21 protein-coding genes are annotated in these 22652 nt (G+C 63.7%); 8 read left to right on the forward strand and 13 right to left on the reverse strand.

What is annotated here, in order from left to right:
* Positions 1–19: 19 nt before the first annotated feature.
* The 9 genes from ACQKPS_RS05855 to tcyJ form a co-directional block, all read right to left on the reverse strand.
* Positions 20–664 carry a methionine ABC transporter permease gene (locus tag ACQKPS_RS05855; RefSeq protein WP_079230410.1) on the reverse strand — a complete coding sequence of 215 codons (645 nt, stop codon included), beginning with the start codon at positions 662–664 and terminating at the stop codon, positions 20–22.
* Positions 654–1763, reverse strand: coding sequence for a methionine ABC transporter ATP-binding protein (locus tag ACQKPS_RS05860; protein WP_254482188.1), 1110 nt, complete (start codon positions 1761–1763; stop codon positions 654–656). The genes ACQKPS_RS05855 and ACQKPS_RS05860 overlap by 11 nt, the downstream gene beginning before the upstream one ends.
* A gap of 1 nt (position 1764) precedes the next feature.
* Positions 1765–2565 (reverse strand): MetQ/NlpA family ABC transporter substrate-binding protein, encoded by an 801-nt coding sequence (locus tag ACQKPS_RS05865; RefSeq protein ID WP_254482186.1) that lies wholly within the window; start codon positions 2563–2565, stop codon positions 1765–1767.
* Complete coding sequence (locus tag ACQKPS_RS05870) at positions 2558–3949, reverse strand: LLM class flavin-dependent oxidoreductase (RefSeq protein WP_254482149.1); 1392 nt, start codon at positions 3947–3949, stop codon at positions 2558–2560. The genes ACQKPS_RS05865 and ACQKPS_RS05870 overlap by 8 nt, the downstream gene beginning before the upstream one ends.
* Positions 3949–5130 carry an SfnB family sulfur acquisition oxidoreductase gene (locus ACQKPS_RS05875; protein WP_254482147.1) on the reverse strand — a complete coding sequence of 394 codons (1182 nt, stop codon included), beginning with the start codon at positions 5128–5130 and terminating at the stop codon, positions 3949–3951. Before ACQKPS_RS05875 ends, ACQKPS_RS05870 begins: the two co-directional genes overlap by 1 nt.
* A gap of 49 nt (positions 5131–5179) precedes the next feature.
* Positions 5180–6421 (reverse strand): SfnB family sulfur acquisition oxidoreductase, encoded by a 1242-nt coding sequence (locus ACQKPS_RS05880; protein WP_254482145.1) that lies wholly within the window; start codon positions 6419–6421, stop codon positions 5180–5182.
* A 245-nt stretch (positions 6422–6666) separates the two neighbouring features.
* The gene (tcyN, locus tag ACQKPS_RS05885; protein ID WP_254482143.1) at positions 6667–7425 is read right to left on the reverse strand and encodes an L-cystine ABC transporter ATP-binding protein TcyN; all 759 of its coding nucleotides are present in this window, start codon (positions 7423–7425) and stop codon (positions 6667–6669) included.
* Between the two features lies 1 nt (position 7426).
* Positions 7427–8095, reverse strand: coding sequence for a cystine ABC transporter permease (gene tcyL / locus ACQKPS_RS05890; RefSeq protein WP_060507574.1), 669 nt, complete (start codon positions 8093–8095; stop codon positions 7427–7429).
* Complete coding sequence (gene tcyJ / locus ACQKPS_RS05895) at positions 8092–8886, reverse strand: cystine ABC transporter substrate-binding protein (protein WP_427603134.1); 795 nt, start codon at positions 8884–8886, stop codon at positions 8092–8094. The genes tcyL and tcyJ overlap by 4 nt, the downstream gene beginning before the upstream one ends.
* A gap of 274 nt (positions 8887–9160) precedes the next feature.
* On the opposite strand from tcyJ, the gene epsC reads away from it, so the two are divergent.
* Both epsC and betT read left to right on the forward strand, forming a co-directional pair.
* Complete coding sequence (gene epsC / locus ACQKPS_RS05900) at positions 9161–10093, forward strand: serine O-acetyltransferase EpsC (RefSeq protein ID WP_427603136.1); 933 nt, start codon at positions 9161–9163, stop codon at positions 10091–10093.
* 326 nt (positions 10094–10419) lie between these two features.
* Positions 10420–12381, forward strand: coding sequence for a choline transporter BetT (betT, locus tag ACQKPS_RS05905; protein WP_178075555.1), 1962 nt, complete (start codon positions 10420–10422; stop codon positions 12379–12381).
* Positions 12382–12437: 56 nt separating this feature from the next.
* Here betT and tauD read toward each other — a convergent pair whose 3' ends face one another.
* Genes tauD through tauA form a run of 4 tightly spaced genes read right to left on the reverse strand, consistent with a single transcriptional unit; the run spans position 12438 to position 15930 of the window.
* The gene (gene tauD, locus ACQKPS_RS05910) at positions 12438–13271 is read right to left on the reverse strand and encodes a taurine dioxygenase (RefSeq protein WP_254482126.1); all 834 of its coding nucleotides are present in this window, start codon (positions 13269–13271) and stop codon (positions 12438–12440) included.
* Between the two features lie 49 nt (positions 13272–13320).
* The gene (gene tauC, locus ACQKPS_RS05915) at positions 13321–14160 is read right to left on the reverse strand and encodes a taurine ABC transporter permease TauC (RefSeq protein WP_427603138.1); all 840 of its coding nucleotides are present in this window, start codon (positions 14158–14160) and stop codon (positions 13321–13323) included.
* Entirely contained in the window at positions 14157–14945 is a 789-nt protein-coding gene (gene tauB / locus ACQKPS_RS05920; protein WP_427603140.1) for a taurine ABC transporter ATP-binding subunit, read from the reverse strand. The genes tauC and tauB overlap by 4 nt, the downstream gene beginning before the upstream one ends.
* A gap of 13 nt (positions 14946–14958) precedes the next feature.
* A complete protein-coding gene (tauA, locus tag ACQKPS_RS05925) occupies positions 14959–15930 on the reverse strand; it encodes a taurine ABC transporter substrate-binding protein (RefSeq protein WP_427603142.1) in 972 nt (323 codons plus the stop codon).
* A gap of 500 nt (positions 15931–16430) precedes the next feature.
* Here tauA and ACQKPS_RS05930 point away from each other — a divergent pair, with 500 nt between their 5' ends.
* The 6 genes from ACQKPS_RS05930 to ssuB all read left to right on the forward strand — a co-directional run bounded on the left by ACQKPS_RS05930 (position 16431) and on the right by ssuB (position 22640).
* Positions 16431–17762: an OprD family outer membrane porin gene (locus ACQKPS_RS05930; protein WP_254482090.1), complete on the forward strand. Its 1332-nt coding sequence runs from the start codon at positions 16431–16433 to the stop codon at positions 17760–17762.
* Between the two features lie 163 nt (positions 17763–17925).
* Positions 17926–18564 (forward strand): peroxiredoxin, encoded by a 639-nt coding sequence (locus ACQKPS_RS05935; RefSeq protein WP_054885922.1) that lies wholly within the window; start codon positions 17926–17928, stop codon positions 18562–18564.
* 284 nt (positions 18565–18848) lie between these two features.
* Entirely contained in the window at positions 18849–19814 is a 966-nt protein-coding gene (locus ACQKPS_RS05940) for a sulfonate ABC transporter substrate-binding protein (protein WP_254482081.1), read from the forward strand.
* A 60-nt stretch (positions 19815–19874) separates the two neighbouring features.
* Entirely contained in the window at positions 19875–21023 is a 1149-nt protein-coding gene (gene ssuD / locus ACQKPS_RS05945; RefSeq protein WP_054885920.1) for an FMNH2-dependent alkanesulfonate monooxygenase, read from the forward strand.
* A gap of 10 nt (positions 21024–21033) precedes the next feature.
* Positions 21034–21831 (forward strand): aliphatic sulfonate ABC transporter permease SsuC, encoded by a 798-nt coding sequence (ssuC, locus tag ACQKPS_RS05950; protein ID WP_254482079.1) that lies wholly within the window; start codon positions 21034–21036, stop codon positions 21829–21831.
* Complete coding sequence (gene ssuB / locus ACQKPS_RS05955) at positions 21828–22640, forward strand: aliphatic sulfonates ABC transporter ATP-binding protein (protein ID WP_176509126.1); 813 nt, start codon at positions 21828–21830, stop codon at positions 22638–22640. Before ssuC ends, ssuB begins: the two co-directional genes overlap by 4 nt.
* Positions 22641–22652: the final 12 nt, after the last annotated feature.

The following is a 22652-nucleotide window of genomic DNA, read 5'->3' on the forward strand; positions in this document are numbered from 1 at the left end:
CGCTTTGCGGCCCCATGCTTCAACGCTTGTTCAAGCCTTTCGCCAACCGGTCCCCACCCAGCTGGATCAGCGCCACCAAGGCCACCAGCATGGCGATCACGGTCAGCATGATCTGGCTGTCGAAGCGCTGATACCCATAGCGATAGGCAATATCCCCCAGCCCACCCGCGCCAATCGCCCCGGCCATGGCTGACGAGTTGATCAGCGTCACCAGGGTGATGGTGAACCCACCGACGATCCCCGGCAGCGCCTCGGGCAGCAGGACGTGCCAGACGATGTGCCAACGCCGGCAGCCCATGGCCTGCGCTGCCTCCACCAGGCCATGGTCGACTTCGCGCAGGCTGACCTCGGCAATCCGTGCGAAGAACGGCGTCGCGGCAATGGTCAGTGGCACCACGGCAGCCCACACGCCATAGGTGGTACCCACCACCAGCCGGGTGAAGGGAATCAGCGCGACCATCAGGATCAGGAACGGGATCGAGCGGAACAGATTGACGAAGGCACCCAGTACCCGGTTCAGCAGCGGTGCCTCGAAGATGCCGCCCTTGTCGCTGGTGACCAGCAGCACCGCCATCGGCACCCCCACCAGCAGCGCGACCAGCGAGGACACGCCGACCATCAGCAACGTGTCGAGCAAGCCTTCAAGCAAGCGATCAAACCACATGGCCCAGTACCTCCACGTCTTCGGCCCAGCGGCGGGCGCGTGCGAGCAATTGATGGGTGTCATGCGGCGAGCCCTGAATCGACAGGATAAGCTGCCCGAGCGCATGCTCGCCGATGGTCTCCACACCGCCCTGCAGCAGGCGCACGCGTCCGCCCAGTTCGCTGAACAGCTCGGACAATGCCGGCTCGCCCAGCAGGGTGAGCTTGAGCACCACTGCGCTGTCATGGCCCGCTGGGCTGGCGCGCAGTTTTGCCTGCAAAGCCGCGGGCAGTTTGGTCTGCAACGGGGCGAGCAGGGTCCGGGTGACTTCATGGTGGGGGTTGCCGAACACGCGCCAGACCTCGCCCTGTTCGACGATCGCGCCACGCTCCAGCACCACCACGCGGTGACATATGTCACGGATCACTGCCATTTCGTGGGTGATCAGCACCACGGTCAGGCCCAGGCGCTGGTTGATGTCGCGCAGCAGTTCGAGGATCGACGCCGTGGTCTCCGGGTCCAGCGCCGAGGTGGCTTCGTCGCACAGCAGGATCTCGGGGTCATGCACCAGCGCCCGGGCGATGCCGACGCGCTGCTTCTGCCCGCCAGACAGCTGCGCCGGATAGACGTGATGCTTTTCCTGCAAGCCAACCATCTCCAGCAGTTCGCGGACCTTGCGCTGGCGCTCGGCCTTGGCCACGCCCGCCACCTTCAGAGGCAGCTCGACGTTCTGCCACACGGTCTTGGCCGACATCAGGTTGAAGTGCTGGAAGATCATGCCGATGCGCCGGCGCAGCGCCACCAGGCGCTCTTCGTCGAACGGCGCAATGTCTACCTGATCGATCAGCACGCGGCCTTGGCTCGGCTGTTCGAGGCGGTTGATGGTGCGCAGCAGCGATGACTTGCCCGCGCCACTGCGGCCGATGATGCCGAAGATCTCACCGCGGCGGATGTTCAGGTCGATGCCCTGCAGTGCCGGCTGTTGCTGGCCCGGGTAGGTTTTGCCAAGGCCGATGAAGCGGACGTGGGCTTCGTTGACCTCCGGGCGCAGGGCCTGCTCCCTGGCCGTTGGCGGCGATGGTTGTGCGGTGGGCGCCCTGAGCGCGTTGGCCTGGCTCATGTCAGCCTTCCCAACCGGCCTGGTACAGGTTGCCATGGGCCTTGTTCAACGCTGCACGCACGGCAGGCGAGTGTTGGTAGATGTCGACGAACTTTGCCAGGCGCGGGTCGTCCTTGCTTTGCGGGCGGATGACGAACTGGATCACGTATTCCTTGTTTTCCAGCCCGTCGAACAGCAGCGCAGAGGTGGCATCGAAGCTGTTGGCCAGGCGGATGTAGGCCGGGTAGCCCTGCACCAGGTCGGCGTCGTCATAGGCGCGCACCAGTTGCACGGCTTCGACCTGGAGGATCTTGAGCTTCTTCGGGTTGGCGACGATGTCATCTTCGGTGGCTTTGTAGCCGACACCCGGCTTGAGCGTGATCAAGCCGGCCTTGGCCAGCAGCTGCAGGCCACGGCCGCTGTTGATCGGGTCGTTGGCGATGGCCACGCTGGCGCCTTCGGGCAGTTCGGCGAAGCTCTTGTACTTCTTCGAGTACAGGCCGACGTTATTGATGATCCCCGGGGCGTAGGGCACCAGGTTGAAACCGGCTGCAGCCTTGGCATTCTCCAGGAAGGGGATGTGCTGGAAGTAGTTCACGTCGATGTCGCCGCTGTTAAGGCTGACATTTGGCGCGATCCAGTCGCTGAACTCGATCAGCTTCACTTCCAGGCCTTGCTTGTGGGCTTCTTCCACCGCCGCTTCCAGGGGAATGGCAAAGGCCGCGGTGGTGCCGATCTTCAGCGGCTCGGCGGCGAACGCGCTGGCGGACAGGCCGAGGGTGATGGCGATGGCCGCGACGGGCCGGAACAGTTTCTCAAGCATGGTGCAGGGCTCCAGTCGGGGCAGGGGTTGGGGTGTTGCGGTAAGTGGAACCGGGGTGGTCGGCGGGCAGGTGCGGGTGGTCGCTGGCGAACAGCTTCTCGCGCAGGGTGCCGTCGGTGTAGGCGGTCTTGTAGCGGCCACGTTGCTGCAGTTGCGGGACCACCAGGTCGATGAAGTCCTCGTAGCTTTCCGGGGTGACGGTACGGGTCAGGTTGAAGCCGTCCAGGCCGGTTTCGTCGATCCAGGCGATCAGCTGTTCGGCTACCTGATCGGGTGCGCCGACCAAGGTGACATAGCGCCCGCCGAGGGCGTGCTGCTCCAGCAGGCGGCGGCGGGTCCAGGCGTTTTCCTGCAATTGGCGAGTGGCTGACTGGATGGCGTTGCCCTTGCTGGCGCCGATCGGCTCGTCCAGTCCGTAGGCGGCAAAGTCGATGCCGGTCGAGGCGGCGAAGTGCGCCACGCCGGCTTCGGCGCTGGCATGCTGCAGGTACTCGGCATATTTGGCCTGGGCCTGCTGCTCGGTGGGCGCGACGATCACCGTGATGCCCATGAACACCTTTACCGCCTGTGGATCGCGGCCGGCCGCCTGGGCGGCCGCGCGTACCTTGTCGACCTGGGCGCGGGTAGCGGCCTTGTCCTGGCCGCTGATGAACACGCACTCGGCATGGTTGCCGGCAAAGGCCAGGCCGCGCGGCGAGCTGCCTGCCTGGAACAGTACCGGCGTGCGCTGTGGCGAGGGTTCGCACAGGTGGTAGCCCTCGACCTTGTAGAACTCGCCCTGGTGGCGCACCTTGCGCACCTTGCCCGGCTCGGCGTAGACCCGGCGCTCGCGGTCGTTGACCACGGCGTCGTCGGCCCAGCTGCCTTCCAGCAGCTTGTACAGCACCTGCAGGTATTCATCGGCCTGGTCGTAGCGCCGGTCGTGCTCGGGCTGTTGCTCCAGGCCCATGGCGCGGGCGGCGCTGTCGAGGTAACCGGTGACGATGTTCCAGCCGACCCGGCCATTGCTCAGGTGGTCGAGGGTAGAGAGGCGTCGGGCGAACAGGTACGGCGCCTCGTAGGTGAGGTTGGCGGTGAGGCCGAACCCTAGGTGTCGAGTGACGGCAGCCATGGCCGAGACCAGCAGCAGCGGGTCGTTGACCGGCAGCTGGATCGACTCCTTCAGGGTGACGTCCACGGAATTGCCGTAGATGTCGTAGGTGCCGACGATGTCGGCGATGAACAGCCCGTCGAACAGCCCACGCTCCAGCAGGCGCGCCAGGTCGGTCCAGTATTCCAGGGTCTTGTACTGGGTCGAGGTGTCCCTTGGGTGGGTCCACAGGCCGTGGTTGATGTGCCCGATGCAGTTCATGTTGAAGGCATTGAGCAGGATCTGCTTGGGCATCAGATGGTCCCCCGGCGTGGAGGGTTTGTGTTGTTCAGGTAGTAGTTGCCGATGGCGTGGTACTTCCAGCGCACCGGGTCGTGCAGGGTGTGCACGCGGGCGTTGCGCCAGTGGCGGTCGAGGTTGTGTTCGGCCAGGGTGGCCTGGCTGCCGGCCAGTTCGAACAGCGTGGTGCCGGCGGCAAGGGACACTTCCGTGCTGATGGCCCGTGCTTCGGCAACGGCGATGGAGGCCGCGGCCACCGTGTCGGCAGTGCTGTCGGCCTGGGCGCGGTCGAGAATCTCGCCAGCACGTTCGAGCAAGGCTTCAGCGGCATGCAGGCGGATTACCAGCTGGCCGAAGCTTTTCAGCGTCAGTGGGTCGTCGCTGGCTTTGTCTAGACCGGAGTCGACCCATGGCCGGCTGCGCGTGCGCACGAAGTGCAGCGCGTCCTCCAGCGCGGCGCGGGCGATACCGGTATCGATGGCAGCGTGGAGAATCTGCGCCAGCGGGCCGACCGGCGTCGGGCGCTCGAAAGCACTCTGGAACGGCACCACGTCGTTGGCATCGACCCAGACGTTGTCGAAGGTCACCGAGCCGCTGCCAGTGGTGCGTTGGCCGAAACCGCTCCAGTCGTCAATCACCTGCAGGCCCTGGCTGTCGGCGGGGACGAAGGCCAGCTGCTGGCGGCCTTGGTCGTCGATCACCGAGGTCGGGATCCGTTGCGCATAGAGCGCCCCGGTGGCGTAGAACTTGCGGCCGTTTATGCGGTAACCGGCGCCGTCGTGGGTCAGGCGAGTGGTGCGGTCGTGGGCGGTTTTCGTACCCAGTTCGGCCAGGGCATTACCGAAACGGCGGCCGGCCAGTACTTCGGCGTACAGGCGCTGCTGCTGCTCGGGTCTGCCATTAACCCGCAGCACTTCGAGGGCATAGAAGTGGTTCTGCGGAATCTGGCCAAGGGATGCGTCAGCCTGGGCGATGCGGGCGATGACCTGGGCCAGGGTGACGTTGGACACGCCTGCGCCGCCGAAGCTTTTCGGGACGCTGATGGCCCACAGGCCGGAACGGGTGAACAGTTCCAGTTCGGCGTGGGGCAGGCGGCGTTCGCGGTCGCGCAGGGCGCTGTCCCGTTTGAGTTGCTGGGCGACTTGCTCGGCGACAGCCAGGGCCTGGCTGTCGCTGGTAATTACGGATGTTGTCATGCTGTTCTCCGGGGCCATGGGGCTGCAACGCAACCCCTGGGCCCGCCAGTCAGATCCAGGAATGCCGGGCGGGCAGGGTGCCGTTGAGGTGGTAAGCGCCCACTGCGTGGTACTTCCAGCGCACCGGGTCGTGGAGGGTGTGCACCCGGGCATTGCGCCAGTGCCGGTCGAGGTTGAACTCGGCCAGGGTGGCGCGGCTGCCAGCCAGCTCGAACAGTTTCTCGCTGGCCTGCAGCGAGATCTCCGTGGTCAGTACCTTGGCCTCGGCCACGGCAATCGATGCCCGCGCTGCGGCAGCAGCATCGATCGGCCCGGCATTGACCTCGTCGAGCACCCGCGCGGCCTTGCGCAGCAGCGCCTCGGCAGCATGCAGTTCAAGTTTCAGGCGGCCGATGTCGGCAATCACGTAGGGGTCATCGCTGGCGCGCTCGACCTTGGCCTCGATCCACGGCCGGGATTTTTCGCGCACGAAGGTGATGGCGTCGTCGATGGCTGCCTCGGCGATACCGGCATCGATGGCGGCCTGAATCAGCTGCGAGGCCGCACCCTGGATGTTGGGGATATCGCGCTGGCGCCAGTTGTCGATGACCAGTTCGGCATCGACCGGAACCTGATCGAGCAGCACGGTACCGCTGGCGGTGGTGCGCTGGCCGAAGCCGGACCAGTCGTCGACGATGCGCAGCCCCGGGCTGCCACGGCGGACGAACGCCAGGCGCTGGCGGCCTTCGTCGTCCAGAGCCTTGACCGCCACCCAGTGGGCGAACAGCGCGCCGGTGGAGTAGAACTTCTCACCGCTGATGCGATAGCCGTCACCGCTGCGGGTGATCCTCGCCTTGAGCGTCAGGGTGTCCTTGGTGCCGCGCTCGGGGCCGGCGTTGCCGATGCGCCAGCCGTCTAGCACGCTGCGGAAGATCAGCGCCTGCTGGGCCTCGGTAGCGGTCAGGCGCAGCAGTTGCAGCATGCCGAACTGGTTCTGCGGGATCTGCCCCAGGGCCGGGTCGGCGGCGCTGATCAGGCGGAACACCTCGGCGACGGTTTCGAACGAGACGTCGGGGCCGCCATAGGCCTTGGGCACGCTGATGCTGCCCAGGCCGCTGCGGGTGAACTGTTCGATTTCTGCCCATGGCAGCTTGCGTTGCTGGTCGCGGCGGGCGGCCTGCTCGCGGGCGGTCTCGGCGAGCTCACGGGCGGCTTGCAGGGCTTCGGCGTCGTTACGCAGTACCTTGGCCGGCAGCAGCAGGGGCGAGCTGTCGAGATCGCTGTGGAATGGGATATTTGGCTGGGTGGTCATCAGAACCGAACCTCACAAAGTGGATGCGTCGCTTCAGCTGATGGCGACAGACTTTTGCTGGTCCGGTGGTCCGGTTCATATACCCTAAAGGCTTATCAAAGGTTTATGAGCTAACTCTTTGGAATATGTATAGAAGAGGGAAATTGTATTGGACGTGCCGGCCTCTTCGCGGGGCAAGCCCGCTCCTACAAAGGAATCGCAGTCCCTGTAGGAGCGGGCTTGCCCAGCGAAAGGGCCGGTGAGGTTTACTCGGAGGCAGCAGTCCCGAGGAACTTGCGCAGGAACTGCCGGGTGCGCTCTTCCTTCGGGCTGGCAAACAGCGCCTTGGCCTCGCCCTGTTCCACGATCACGCCCTTGTCGAAGAAGATCACCCGGTTCGCCACATCCCTGGCAAAGCTCATCTCGTGGGTGACGATGATCATCGTGCGCTTCTCCTCGGCCAGGCCGCGGATGGTCGCCAGCACCTCGCCGACCAGTTCCGGGTCGAGGGCCGAGGTGGGCTCGTCGAACAGGATCACTTCAGGCTCCATGGCCAGCGCACGGGCAATGGCCACGCGCTGCTGCTGGCCACCGGAAAGGCGCCTTGGATAGGCGTCTTCCTTGCCCGCCAGGCCGACCTTGGCCAGCAACCGTCGTCCCAGGTCGATGGCCTGTTGGCGAGAGGTCTTCTTGACGATCACCGGGCCTTCGATGACGTTCTCCAGCGCAGTGCGGTGGGGGAACAGGTTGAAGTTCTGGAACACGAAGCCAGCTTGCTGGCGCAGGCGGCGGATCGCACTCTGCTGGCCGCCGAGCGGGCGGTTGGCATCGATGCTGATGTCGCCGATCTGGATCTGCCCGGCATCCGGGGTTTCCAGCAGGTTGAGGCAACGCAGGAAGGTGGTCTTGCCCGAGCCGCTGGGGCCGATGATGGCCACCACTTCACCGGGTTGCACGGTCAGGTCGATGCCGTTGAGCACGGTCTGGCCCTTGAACTGCTTGGTCAGGCCTTTGGCGACGATCATTTCATTGCTCCTGGTCGTGCTGGTTGACCCGCGCTTCCATGCGGTTCTGGAAGTGCGCGAGGATGCTGCAGAGGATCCAGTAGATCACTGCAACGGCCAGGTACATGGTGAATACTTCGAAGGTGCGCGCGGTAATCAGCTGGGCCTGGCGGAACAGCTCGGGCACCTGGATGGTCGCGGCCAGCGCGGTGTCCTTGACCAGCGAGATGAAGCTGTTGCCCAGTGGTGGCAGCGCGGTGCGCAGTGCCTGGGGCAGGATCGCCCGGCGCATGGCCTGGGTGCGGGTCATGCCGATGCTGGCCGCGGCTTCCCACTGGCCACGGTCGATCGAGGAGATCGCCGCACGCAGGATTTCGCAGATGTAAGCCGCCATGTTCAGTGACAGGCCGATCAGCGAGGCCGGGATAGGGTCGAGCTCGATGCCGATCTGCGGCATGCCGAAGTAGATCACGAACAGCTGCACCAGCAGCGGCGTGCCACGGAAAAACGACACGTAGATGCGTGCCAGCCAGTTCAGCGGCAAGATCTTCGACAGCCGCATCAGCGCCAGGGCAAAGCCCAGCACCAGGCCGAAGAACATGCCGCCCACACTGAGCAGCACCGTGTAACCCGCGCCCTTCAGCAAGAAGGGCGTGGAGTCGGCGACGAGTTGCAGGCTTTCAGCGATCATTTGGTGACATCGGCACCGAAGTATTTCTCGGACAGATTGGCCAGCGTGCCGTCGGCCTTGAGCTTGTCGATGGCCTTGTTGATCGCCTCCAGCAGCTCAGGCTCGCCCTTGCGCAGCGCTACGCCGCTTTCCAGGCGCGAGAAGGCGTCGCCAGCCAGTTGGGTGTCTTTGGCCTTCTGGGCGTACTCCAGCGCTGCCAGGCGGTCGATCAGGATGGCGTCGATGCGGCCGTTGCGCAGGTCGGCGAACTTGCTCGGGTCGTCTTCATAGGTGCGCACGTCTGCCTTTGGCACGTCCTGCTTCACCCATTGCTCGTAGTTGGTACCCAGGCCGACACCGACTTTCTTGCCGGCCAGGTCCTGCGCGCTCTTGATGTTCAGCTGCTCGGCCTTCTTCTTCAGGATCAGCGCCTGAATGCCGGAGATGGTGTAAGGCTCGGAGAAGTCGTATTTCTTCTTGCGCTCCTCGGAGATGGTCACCTGGTTGACCACCACGTCCAGGCGCTTGGACTCCAGCGCGGCGAGGATGCCGTCCCACTTGGTCGGCTGGATCTTGGCCTTGACCCCCAGCTCCTTGGCCAGCAGTTCGGACAGCTCGACCTCGAAGCCGGTCAGCTTGCCGTTTTCATCCTGGAAGCTGAACGGTGGGTAGGTACCCTCAAGGCCGACGTTGATCACGCCTTTGTCCTTGATGGTCTTCAGCTGCTCGCCGGCGAAGGCATGGCTGAGCAGGCCGGCACCCAGCAGGATGGCCAGGCTGGCGTTGAGAAGCGGTTTGGCAAATTTCGACATGGCATGGCCCCGCGCTTGTTGTGGAAGTAGTGGGTGGCGACTATAGAGTTGGCTTTATAGGTCAGGAAATAATAAAAACTTATTTTGTTATATCCATTTTTGATCTGTGCCGGGTTTTGGCTGCTTTGAGGGTAGGCCAGGATGCAGGCACCGTCATCGCGGCTTATGCCTGACTTAGCGCAGGATGGAATAAAGCGTTGTTTTTTCCAAGAGGCGGATTGCCGTAGAGTGGATTGCATAACGACAGATTGGCCACCCTGGGCAGGAGAACACCGTGAGCGAACAACCATCATCTGGGCACTGGCAACTGCAGAGCATCGTCAGTGGCTTGCGCGGCGCCCGCGAACAATGGCGTAGCCGCAACGGCCGCAGCAGCGGCGAGCAGGGCGGGCGCGAGCTGCCGTCGCGCGAGGCCATGCGGCAGATCCTGGAACAGCTGTGCGGGGCGCTGTTCCCGATGCGCCTGGGCCCGGTCGACCTGCGCGAAGAGAGCGAGGATTTCTACGTTGGCCATACCCTCGACGCGGCGCTGACCGCGTTGCTGGCCCAGGCGCGGCTGGAACTGCGTTACGCCGCCCGCCAGAGCAAGACGGAACTGGAGGGCGTCGATGCCCAGGCCCTGCGCCTGATCCAGGATTTCGCGGCGGCCCTGCCGGGGCTGCGCGTGCTGCTCGATACCGATGTGCTGGCGGCTTATCACGGCGACCCGGCCGCGCGCAGTGTGGACGAGGTACTGCTGTGCTATCCGGGGATCCTGGCGATCATCCATCACCGTCTGGCCCACCACCTTTACCAGGCCGGTTTGCCGCTGCTGGCGCGGATCAGTTCGGAGCTGGCGCATTCGGCCACGGGCATCGACATTCACCCCGGTGCGCAGATCGGCCAGAGCTTCTTCATCGACCATGGTACCGGTGTGGTGATTGGCGAGACCGCGATCATAGGTGAGCGGGTGCGTATCTATCAGGCCGTGACCCTGGGCGCCAAGCGCTTCCCGAGCGATGAATCGGGGACGCTGCACAAGGGGCTGGCTCGCCATCCGATCGTCGAGGACGACGTGGTGATCTATGCCGGGGCGACGATCCTGGGGCGGATTACCATCGGCAAGGGCTCGACCATTGGCGGCAACGTGTGGCTGACGCGCAGCGTGCCGGCCGAAAGCAACATCACCCAAGCCAACCTGCAGCTGGATTGCCAGGACAAGAATTGAGTTTTGCTTAGCCTGTGCCGGCCCTTTCGCGGCTGAAGCCGCTCCTACAGAGATAGCGTAACGCCTAGTGTGGTGCGGTCCCTGTCGGAGCGGGTTTACCCGCGAAGAGGCCATTGCAGGAGGGCACCAATCGGCGCCCCGGTTCGCTTTGAAAGCCGATCCATGTTTAACTTGAACGCTTGTTCAATGAAAAACGCTGGTCCGCTGCCGGTGTTCAACAGGAGGATTCCTTTGCTGAACCCGTTCATTCCGAACCTCACGTCGATCGACGAGGTGCCTGTCTCATGAGTGCACCGTCCCCATCCCTTGCCTCCGGCAAGATCCGCATGAACCCGCCGGTGTTCTACTTCGCGGCAACATTCATTCTCCTCTTCGGGCTGGTGGTCATAGCCTTCCCGCAGGCGGCCGGCGAGTGGTTGCTGGCGGCGCAGAACTGGGCGGCCAACACGGTCGGCTGGTACTACATGCTGGCCATGACCCTGTACCTGGTGTTCGTGGTGGTCACCGCCTTGTCTGGCTACGGCAAGATCAAGCTCGGTGCCGACCATGACGAACCCGAGTTCAGTTACCTGTCCTGGGCCGGCATGCTGTTCGCCGCCGGTATCAGCATCACGCTGTTCTTCTTCTGTGTCTCCGAACCGCTGACCCACATGCTGACCCCGCCCCAGGGCGAAGGCGGCACGGCCGAGGCAGGGCGCCAGGCGATGGAAATCCTGTTCCTGCACTGGGGCCTGCATGGCTGGGGTGTGTTTGCCTTCGTCGGCATGGCGCTGGCCTACTTCGCCTACCGGCACAACCTGCCGCTGGCCTTGCGTTCGGCGCTGTATCCGTTGATCGGCAAGCGCATCAACGGCCCGATCGGCTATGCCGTGGATGGTTTCGGCATCATCGCCACGGTATTCGGCCTGGGCGCAGACATGGGTTTTGGTGTGCTGCACCTGAACGCCGGCCTCGACTACCTGTTCGGCATCAGCCATAGCCAATGGGTGCAGGTGATCCTGATCGCGCTGATGATGGGCGCGGCAGTGGCGGTCGCGGTGGCGGGGGTGGAAAAGGGCGTGCGGGTGATGAGCGACATCAACCTGTTCCTGGCCTGCGCGCTGCTGCTGTTCGTGCTGTTCGCCGGGCCTACCCAGCATCTGTTCAATACCCTGATCCAGAACCTGGGCGATTACCTCGGCGCCTTGCCGCGCAAGAGCTTCGATGTGTATGCCTACGGTGAGCAACGTGACTGGCTGGGTGGCTGGACGGTGTTCTACTGGGCCTGGTGGATTGCCTGGGCACCGTTCGTGGGCTTGTTCATTGCGCGCATCTCGCGTGGCCGCACCATCCGTGAATTCGTCTTCGGCGTGTTGCTGATTCCGCTGGGCTTCACCCTGGCGTGGATGTCGATCTTCGGCAACAGCGCGCTGGACCAAGTGATCAACCATGGCATGACCGCGCTCGGCCAGTCGGCATTGGACAACCCGTCGATGAGCCTGTACCTGCTCCTGGAAACCTACCCGTGGAGCAAGGTAGTCATCGCCGTGACGGTGTTCATCAGTTTCGTGTTCTTCGTCACCTCGGCCGATTCCGGCACGGTGGTGCTGTCGACCCTGTCCGCCAAGGGCGGCGGTGCTGACGAAGACGGGCCGAACTGGCTGCGTATCTTCTGGGGCGCGATGACGGCGCTGATCACCAGCGGCCTGCTGTTCGCCGGCAGCATCGATTCGCTGAAGTCGGCAGTGGTGCTGACCTCACTGCCGTTCTCGCTGATCCTGCTGTGCATGATGTGGGGGCTGCACAAGGCCTTCTACCTGGAGGGCCAGCGGCAGATCGCGCAGATGCATTCGCTGGCACCCTTCGCCCAGTCACGCCGTGGCCGCGGTGGCTGGCGCCAACGCCTGAGCCAGGCCGTGCACTTCCCGTCGCGGGACGAGGTGTATCGCTTCATGGACGACGTGGTGCGCCCGGCGATTGCCGATGTGCGTGAGGTGTTCGAGCAGAAGGGCCTGGTGCTGGTGACCCAGGACGACCCGAGCCATGACAACGTCAGCCTGAAGGTAGGCCATGGCGAAGAGCAGCCGTTCATCTATCAGGTGCAGATGCGTGGCTACTTCACACCGTCGTTCGCGTTGGGTGGGCTGGGCACGCAGGAGTTGAAGAACCGCCGTTACTACCGGGCCGAAGTGCACCTGAGCGAAGGCAGCCAGAACTACGACCTGGTGGGCTACAGCAAGGAGCAGATCATCAACGACATCCTCGACCAGTACGAACGGCACATGCAGTTCTTGCATCTGGTCAGGTAATAACCTGTACCGGCCTCTTCGCGGGTTCACCCGCGAAGAGGCCGGTACAGGAAATCTCAGAAAGGCGCATCCCCAAGGATGGTCGCCCGGTGCATCACCCGCCGATTGGGCCGGTAATCATCCACCGCAAAATGCTGGGTCACCCGGTTGTCCCAGAACGCCACGTCATTTTCCTGCCAACGCCAGCGGATGCTGAACTCCGGCCGCGTCGCATGGGCGAACAGCAGTTTGAGCAGCGCCTCGCTCTCCAGCTCGCTCAGCTCATTGATGCGTGTGGTGAAGCCTTCATTGACGAACAATGCCTTGCGACCGCTTACCGGATGCGTGCGCACCACCGGGTGCGACAGCGGCGGGTTGTTGCGCCGGGTCGCCTCCCAGCGCGCCAGGTCGTCGGCCGTGGTGCCAAAGCGCTCCAGGGGGAACGACTTGGTGAAGTCATGGGTGGCAGTCAGGCCATCGAGCATTTCGCGCAGCGGCGCCGACAAGGCATCGAACGCCGCAATACCGCTGGCCCACAAGGTGTCGCCGCCATAGGCCGGCAGCTGTTTGGCGCTGAGTACCGCGCCCAGCGCCGGGGTCGGCAGGAAGGTCACGTCGGTGTGCCACACGGCGTTGTCACGCACGTCGGTGACGGCCGTGTCGAGGATCAGCACCTGCGGCGTCTCTGGCACATTGGGGTAGATCGGGTGGATATGCAGGTCGCCGAAGCGGGCGGCGAAACGTGCCTGTTGCTCCGGGTTGAGTGGCTGGTCGCGGAAGAACAGCACCTGATGCTCGAGCAGCGCCTGCTCGATGGCATCGCGTTGTTCGGCGCTGATGTCGCGGCTGATGTCCACGCCGCTGATCTGTGCGCCGAGCGCCGGGCTGAGGGGGGTAATGGTCAGGCTCATGTCGGTCTCTTCAATCGGGCGCCAGGGTGCTGGCGTGGTCAACAGGAATTCAGTGGCTTTGCCCGTGCCAGGGCACCAGCTTGCGTTGCAGGGCGCGCAGGCCCATCTCCAGGGCGAAGGCGATCAGGGCAATCAGCAGGATGCCCAGCACCACCACGTCGGTGACCAGGAACTGCGCCGCCGACTGCACCATGAAACCCAGGCCGCTGGTGGCGGCGATCAGCTCAGCGGCGACCAGGGTCGACCAGCCAACCCCTAAACCGATGCGGATCCCGGTCAGGATGTCGGGCAGGGCGCTGGGCAGGATCACGTGGCGGATCAGCTGCGCCCGGCTCGCGCCCAGCGACTGCGCCGCCCGCAGCTTGGCCGGGTCGACGGTACGCACCCCAGTGGCGGTGGCGATGGCGATCGGGGCGAAGATCGCCAGGTAGATCAGCAGCACCTTGGACAGCTCACCGATGCCGCACCAGATGACGATCAGCGGCAGGTAGGCCAGCGGCGGGATTGGCCGGTAGAACTCGATCAGCGGGTCGAGGATGCCACGGGCCACACGGTTGTAGCCGATGGCGATGCCGACCGGGATGGCGGTCAGGGTCGCGGCGGCCAGGGCCAGGCCGATACGGCCCAGGCTGGCGCCCAGGTGCTGCCACAGGCTGGCGTCCATATAGCCTTGGGTTAGCAGGGTCCAGGCCTTGGCCAGGATGTCGCCAGGCGAGGGCAGGAACAGCGGCTCGATCCAGCCGGCGGCCGTCACCAGCCACCAGGCGAGCAGCAGGCTGACCAGGGTCAGGGTGCTGATCCAGCGGGTGGACAATGGGCGGCGGGCTTGGGGGGCGGGCCGGGTTTGAGTGTCGCGTTTGCCGGCGACCGGCAGATCCAGGCTGCTCATGCACGCTCCTGCAGGCTTTGGCGTTGGGAGAACACGCGGGCCAGGACATGCTCGCGGGTTTCGATGAAGCGTGGGTCGGACTTGATCGCCCGGGCCGACTCGCCAGTCGCGTAGCGCTGGCCGAAGTCCAGTTGCAGGCGCTCGACCACGCGGCCGGGGTTGGGCGCCAGCAGCACCAGTTCGCTGGCCAGGAACACCGCTTCCTCAATGTCATGGGTGATCAGGAACACCGGTTTGGCGGTGCGCTGCCAGACTTGCAGCAGCAGTTCCTGCATCTGTTCGCGAGTGAAGGCGTCGAGGGCGCCGAACGGTTCGTCCATCAGCAGTACCCGCGGGTCGGCGGCCAGCGCCCGGGCCAGGCCCACGCGCTGTTTCTGGCCACCGGACAGCTGCCAGATGCGCCGTTTGCCGAAGCCGTCGAGGTCGACCAACGCCAGCATCTCGCGGGCCTTGGCCTCACGCTGGGCGCGCGGCACACCGGCCAGTTCCAGGCCGAAAGCGACGTTGCCCAGCACGTTCTGCCATGGCAGCAGGGCATCATCCTGGAACACCACGCCACGCTCGGCCCCGGGGCCTTGCACGGGCACGCCGTCGAGGCTGATGCGCCCGCCGCTCGGGGCAACGAAGCCGGCGATCAGGTTGAGCAGCGAGGTCTTGCCACTGCCGGATGGCCCCAGGGCCACCAGCAACTGGCGTGGCCCGAGGCTCAGGTTGATGTCGGCCAGCACCGGGGCGGTGGTGCCGGGGTACTGTGCGCTGATGCGCTCCAGTTCGAGCAAGGCCATGGCAGGCTCCGGATCAGTTTGGAAGGAATTTGTCGCTGACGTACGGCGAGTAATCCGGCAGCACGGCTTCGACTTTGCCTTGTTGCTTGAGGAAGGTGGCGGTATCGGTCAGTGCCTTGGTGGTCGGCGCGCCCAGGGCGCTGGCCTGGTCAGCGGCCAATGGGTAGACGTTGCCTTGCAGCAGCACCGGAATGTCGCTGGGCTTGGCACCGGACAGCTTGGCCAGCTTGTCGATGTTGCCCTTGTCGGCCAGCCAGGCTTTCGGGTCCTTGCGATAGTCGGCGTAGGCGTCGAGGGTGACCTTGGCGAACGCCTTGACCACGTCAGGGTGCTTGTCGGCAAAGTCTTTGCGCACGATCCAGGCATCGAATGTCGGTGCGCCTTTTTCGGCCAGTTCGCCCGAGGTGATCAGCACCTTGCCGTTTTCCTTGGCCACACCGAGTGCCGGGTCCCAGACGTAGGTCGCGTCGATGTCGCCGCGCTTCCAGGCCGCGATGATTGCCGGTGGCGCAAGGTTGAGGATCTGCACCTTGGACGGGTCGATGTTCCAGTTTTTCAGCGCGGCCAGCAGGCTGTAATGGCCGGTGGAAACGAACGGTACGGCGACTTTCTTGCCGATCAGGTCTTGTGGGGTCTTGATGCTGTCACGGGCGACCAGGGCTTCGCCGGCACCGATCTGGGTGGCGATGAGGAAGGTCTCGACCGGTAGCTTGCGGGTGGCGGCGGCAGCCAGAGGGCTTGAGCCGAGGTAGCCGATCTGGACGTCGCCACTGGCCACGGCGGTGATCACGTCCGCGCCGTTATCGAATTTGCGCCAGTCGATGCTGGCCTTGCTGGCTTTTTCATAATTGCCATCAACCTGGGCTACTTTGGCCGGGTCGACGGTGGTCTGGTAGGCAACGGTCAGGTCGGCGGCCTGGGCCAACCAGCTGGTGCTGGCGAGGGTCAGGGCGGCGAACAGGCGCAGCGGAGCGTGCGGGATCATGGTGAACCTCTCGTCAGGCAATGCTTGTAGTGGATGGCGAGAAGACTAGATGATCTAAGAAATCAAAAATAAATAACTTTTTAGAATTAGCTTAGGAGCCAAACGCTTTAACGCTGGCCACGGCTGGAAAAGGAGGCTGGCGAAACACTGATCCGCTGCTAACCTTTTTTTCCTTCGTAAGGCTGTGGAACCGGCTGCTGGTCGGCAAACGTTTGCAAATAACCTAAAGGTATGATTGACGTCGCCGATACAACTTTTCGCAGTAAAGGTTCCTACGATATTCCTTAAAAATCTTACAAATTCATAAAACGGTCATTTTGGATTTATAGGATTGTCATTATCCTGTAGCGCAGGGGGCGTCTTAGACCAAAGTCGAGAAATGTTTAGAAACGATTGACTAAATGGTCACGCTTTGGGGCTAATCGCCCATCCACGGTTGAGCAGGGCAACAGATCCTGCCGCCAGAGATACACAAGAATTAGAACGTAGAGGAGCAAAACATGTACAAGTCCAGCCTGGCTCTGGCCGTGGCAGTGGGGGTTTTCGCCCAAGCAGCAGGTGCCGCCGGTTTCGTCGAAGACAGCAAGCTGTCGCTCAGTTCGCGTACCATGTACTTCAACAACGACAACCGTGATGGCGGCGCTGACAACCGTGAGTCGGGTCAGGGCTTCAAGCTCGACTACATCTCCGGCTTCACGCCAGGCACCGTTGGTTTCGGTGTAGACGCCCAGGCCCTGTGGGGTATTCACCTGGATGGCGGCAAAGGCCACCACCCTGACGTCGGCACTTTCTTCCCAAGTGATAGCGACGGTTCGGCCGTAGACCAGTGGGCACGCTTCGGCGCCAACGCCAAGGCCCGCTTCTCGAAGACCGAGGTTCACTTCGGTAGCGCCCTGGCGCCAAACCTGCCGATCCTGGTTTCCAACGATGGTCGTCTGCTGCCACAGACCTTCGAAGGTGGCACCATCCAGTCGAAAGAGATCGATAACCTGACTGTCAACGCCGGCCAGCTGACCCACGCCATGGGCCGTGCTTCGAGCAACCGCACCGGCCTGTCGGTTGCCGGCGCTACTGCCGACAGCAACAAGTTCCGCTTCGGCGGCCTGGACTACAAACTCACTCCAGACCTGACCCTGCAGTACTACTACTCGAACCTGGAAGACTTCTACAAGCAGCACTTCCTGGGCGCGACTCACGTCTTCAAGATCGCTGACGACCAGTCGTTCAAGACCGACCTGCGCTACTTCGACAGCAGCAGCGACGGCAACAACGGTCACGGCGGCGGCTACAACTTCAACAACAACGGCGGCTACGCCAAGAACACTGGCAAGATCGACAACAAGACCTGGTCTGCCATGTTCACCTACACCCTCGGTGGCCACGCGCTCATGCTGGGTCGTCAGCAAGTCAGCGACGACGGCGGTTTCGTCTGGCTGAACCAGGGTAACGTGGTCGATGGCAACAACCGTCCTGAAGGTGCCGGTGGCTCCAGCTTCTACCTGTTCACCGACAGCATGATCAACCAGTTCGCCCGTGCTGGTGAGAACACCAACTTCGGCCAGTACTCCTACGACTTCGCCTCGCTGGGCGTTCCGGGCCTGAAGGCTTCGATTTCCTACCTGCGCGGTGACGACATTCGTTACAAGAGCGGCCACGGCACCTATAACGAGTGGGAACGTGACGCACGCGTCGACTACACCATTCAGCAAGGCACCCTCAAAGGCCTGGGCTTCAGCCTGCGCCAAGGCGTCTACCGTGGCGGTAGCAACGAAGCCAGCGCCGACCAGGATCAGGCTCGCTTCATCGTGAACTACACTTACAGCTTCCTGTAAGCCGTAGCCACACAGAAAGCCTCGCCTGGTGCGAGGCTTTTTTATGGCCGCGCGTTCGTATGCTCAAAGGTTATAAATAAATCATTATTTATTCTTTTTATTTCTCATCGAATGCAGGCACATTGAACCCACACGACAGAACACAGCACAGGAGCCGCACCCCATGAGCCTCAAACTCGGCGACATCGCCCCGGACTTCGAACAGGAATCCAGTGAAGGCAAGATCCGCTTCCATGAATGGCTGGGCAACAGCTGGGGTGTGCTGTTCTCTCACCCGGCGGACTTCACGCCGGTGTGCACCACCGAGCTGGGCCTGACCGCCAAGCTCAAGGACGACTTCGCCAAGCGCGGCGTGAAGGCCATCGCCCTGTCGGTCGACCCGGTCGAGTCGCACCACAAGTGGATCGAGGATATCAACGAGACCCAGAACACCGTGGTCAATTTCCCGATCATCGCCGACGCCGACCGCAAGGTCTCCGACTTGTACGACCTGATTCACCCCAACGCCAGCGACACCCTCACCGTGCGCTCGCTGTTCGTCATCGACCCGAACAAGAAGGTGCGCCTGACCATTACCTATCCGGCCAGTACCGGGCGCAACTTCAACGAGATCCTGCGGGTGATCGACTCGCTGCAGCTCACCGACAACCACAAGGTCGCTACACCAGGTAACTGGCAGGACGGCGACGAGGTGGTGATCGTGCCTTCGCTGAAGGACGAAGACGAAATCAAGCAGCGCTTCCCGAAAGGTTATCGGGCGGTGAAACCCTATCTGCGGCTGACCCCGCAACCTAACCGTTGATGAATTCCTCGTTGCATTGCTCTTAGCCATAGCAGGGATTTTCGGGCCGTTTCGACGGCCCTTTTTTATGGCTGCGATAAACGCCATGCCGATAGGTACCAATGGAATAAACAAATGAAAAAATATGATTTCTAGATATATGAACAGGCTGGTAATGTCACACCAACAGAACATCTGGCAACGCCGACACCACTGACCGGCCGAGCCATTCGCTCCACCACCTTACTCGCCCGTCAACGAGGCAAGCAGGTGCAACCCGAACCCCAATCGCACAGGAGAGCGCCATGCGCACAGTCTTCTTGCGTCGTGGTCTGGTCGCCCTGTTTGCGGCGGCTGTGTCCTTCGGCGCCATCACCCAAGCCCAGGCCGAGAGCCTGCGTATCGGTTATCAGAAATACGGCACCCTGGTGTTGCTCAAGGCCAAGGGCACGCTGGAGAAGCGCCTGGCCGAGCAGGGCGTGCAAGTGCAGTGGACCGAGTTCCCCGGTGGCCCGCAACTGCTCGAAGGGCTGAACGTCGGTTCCATCGATTTCGGTGTCACCGGCGAGACGCCGCCGGTATTCGCCCAGGCCGCTGGCGCCGATCTGCTCTACGTGGCCTACGAGCCGCCCGCGCCGCACAGCGAAGCCATCCTCGTGCCGAAAGGCTCGCCGATCCAGTCGGTGAAGGAGCTCAAAGGCAAGAAAGTCGCCCTCAACAAAGGCTCCAACGTTCACTATCTGTTGGTCCGTGCCCTGCAGGATGCTGGCCTCAATTACAGCGACATCCAGCCCGTCTACCTGCCGCCTGCCGATGCCCGCGCCGCTTTCGAACGCGGCAGCGTCGATGCCTGGGTGATCTGGGACCCCTACCAGGCTGCCGCCGAGCAGCAATTGCAGGCCCGCACCCTGCGTGACGGCAAGGGCCTAGTCGACAACCACCAGTTCTACCTGGCTACCCGCAACTACGCCACGCAGCACCCGGCGGTGATCAGCACCCTGATCGACGAGGTACGCGCGGTGGGTCAATGGTCCCAGGCCAACCCGCAGGAAGTCACCGATCAGGTCGCGCCACTGCTTGGCCTGCCCGCCGATATCACCCTGACCTCGGTTAAACGCCAGGGCTACGGTGCCCAGCCGCTCACCCCGCAAGTGGTGGCTGCACAACAGAAGATCGCCGACACCTTCCAGGCGCTCAAGCTGATTCCCAAGCCGCTGAGCATCAAGGACGTTATCTGGACACCCCCGGCCAAGGTCGCCACCGCGCCTTGATTGATCCGCCTGCGCCGGGGCGCCGCCCTGGCCTACGCCACCCTTGAGGAGACAACTCCAATGAGCCTTAACATTTTCTGGTTCCTCCCTACCCACGGTGACGGCAAGTACCTGGGCACCTCCGACGGCGCCCGCGCGGTCGATCACGGCTACCTGCAACAGATCGCCCAAGCCGCCGACCGCCTCGGTTTTGGAGGGGTGCTGATCCCTACCGGGCGGTCCTGCGAGGACTCCTGGCTGGTGGCAGCGTCGCTGATTCCGGTGACCCAGCGCCTGAAGTTCCTCGTGGCCCTGCGCCCGGGCATCATTTCGCCAACCGTGGCCGCCCGCCAGGCCGCTACCCTCGATCGGCTTTCCAACGGCCGTGCGCTGTTCAATCTGGTGACCGGTGGCGACCCGGATGAACTGGCCGGCGATGGCCTGCACCTGAACCACCAGGAGCGCTACGAAGCCTCGGTCGAGTTCACCCGCATCTGGCGCAAGGTGCTGGAAGGCGAAACCGTCGACTACGACGGCAAGCACATCCAGGTGAAGGGCGCCAAACTGCTCTATCCGCCGATTCAGCAGCCGCGCCCGCCGCTGTACTTCGGTGGCTCTTCGGAGGCCGCCCAGGACCTCGCCGCCGAGCAGGTCGAGCTGTACCTGACCTGGGGCGAGCCGCCAAGCGCGGTAGCGGAGAAAATCGCCCAGGTGCGTGAAAAGGCCGCTGCGCAGGGCCGCGAAGTCCGCTTTGGCATCCGCTTGCATGTGATCGTGCGTGAAACCAACGAAGAAGCCTGGGCTGCCGCAGACAAGCTGATCTCGCACCTGGACGACGACACCATCGCCCGTGCCCAGGCCTCGCTGGCCCGTTTCGACTCGGTCGGCCAGCAGCGCATGGCGGCCTTGCACAAGGGCAACCGTGACAATCTGGAGGTCAGCCCCAACCTCTGGGCCGGTGTCGGCTTGGTGCGTGGCGGTGCCGGTACCGCGCTGGTCGGCGATGGCCCGACCGTGGCAGCACGGGTCAAGGAATACGCCGAGCTGGGCATCGATACCTTCATCTTCTCCGGTTACCCACACCTGGAAGAGTCGTATCGGGTTGCCGAACTGCTGTTCCCGCACCTCGATGTGCAACGCCCGGAACAGGCCAAGGCGGGTGGTTACGTGAGCCCGTTCGGTGAAATGGTCGCCAACGACATCTTGCCCAAGTCCGTCGCGCAGAGCTGAGGGCCGGGCCATGAGTCGTAAAACTTCCACCACTCTGAGCCAGCGCCTGGCCCCGTGGGCACTGCCGGTGCTGCTTCTGGCGGCCTGGCAGCTGGCGGTCAGCGCCGGCTGGCTGTCGACCCGTATCCTGCCTGCGCCGAGCGCGGTGGTCAGTGCGGGTGTCGAGCTGGTGCGCAGCGGTGAAATCTGGACCCACCTGGCCATCAGCGGCTGGCGGGCCGGGCTGGGCTTCGTGATTGGCGGCAGCATCGGCCTGGTGCTGGGCTTCATCACCGGCCTGTCGAACTGGGGCGAACGCCTGCTCGACAGCTCGGTGCAGATGATCCGCAACGTGCCGCACCTGGCGCTGATCCCCCTGGTGATCCTGTGGTTCGGTATCGATGAGTCGGCGAAGATCTTCCTGGTCGCGCTGGGCACACTGTTCCCGATCTACCTGAACACCTACCACGGCATCCGCAATGTCGACCCGGCACTGGTGGAGATGGCACGCAGCTACGGCTTGTCCGGCTTCGGCCTGTTCCGTCAGGTGATCCTGCCCGGTGCACTGCCATCGATCCTGGTCGGTGTGCGCTTCGCCCTGGGCTTCATGTGGCTGACGCTGATCGTCGCCGAGACCATCTCGGCCAACTCCGGCATCGGTTACCTGGCCATGAATGCGCGTGAATTCCTGCAGACCGACGTCGTGGTGCTGGCCATCGTCCTGTACGCCGTGCTCGGCAAGCTCGCCGACCTTGCTGCCCGCGGCCTGGAGCGGGTGTGGCTGCGCTGGCACCCGGCCTACCAGGTGGCGAAGAAGGAGGGCGCATGACCGTGCTCAAAGAACAGCCTCCACGCCTGCTGCGTGGTATCCCGCTGGCCGCCAACGGCCTGCGCAAGGCCTTCGGCCAGCGGGAAGTGTTGAAAGGTATCGACCTGCATATCCCGGCCGGGCAGTTCGTGGCCATCGTCGGTCGCAGCGGTTGCGGCAAGAGCACCTTGCTGCGCTTGTTGGCCGGGCTCGACCAGCCGACTTCCGGACAGTTGCTGGCCGGAGCCGCTCCGCTGAGCGAAGCCCGCGAGGAAACCCGGCTGATGTTCCAGGAGGCGCGCCTGCTGCCCTGGAAGAAGGTGATCGACAACGTTGGCCTGGGGCTCAGCGGCAACTGGCGCCAGCGCGCCCTGGATGCGCTGGAGGCGGTCGGCCTGGCTGATCGCGCCAACGAATGGCCGGCGGCGTTGTCCGGTGGCCAGAAGCAGCGTGTGGCCCTGGCCCGGGCCCTGATCCACCAACCGCGCCTGCTGCTGCTGGATGAGCCGCTGGGCGCGCTGGATGCACTGACCCGCATCGAGATGCAGCAACTGATCGAACGCCTGTGGCGTCAGCACGGCTTTACCGTGCTGCTGGTGACCCACGACGTCAATGAGGCGGTAGCTGTCGCGGATCGGGTAATCCTGATCGAAGACGGCGAAGTCGGCCTCGACCTTACCGTTGACCTGGCCAGGCCAAGGGCGCGTGGTTCGCACCGCCTGGCCGCGCTGGAAAGCGAAGTGCTCAACCGTGTTCTGTCGGTCCCGGGTACTCCGCCCGAACCGGACCCTGTAGCCCCTTTGCCCACGCAACTGCGTTGGGCGCACTGAAGCCAAAGAGAA

It is taken from the genome of Pseudomonas sp. NPDC086566, assembly GCF_050280885.1.
Classification (GTDB): Bacteria; Pseudomonadota; Gammaproteobacteria; order Pseudomonadales; family Pseudomonadaceae; genus Aquipseudomonas; species Aquipseudomonas vlassakiae.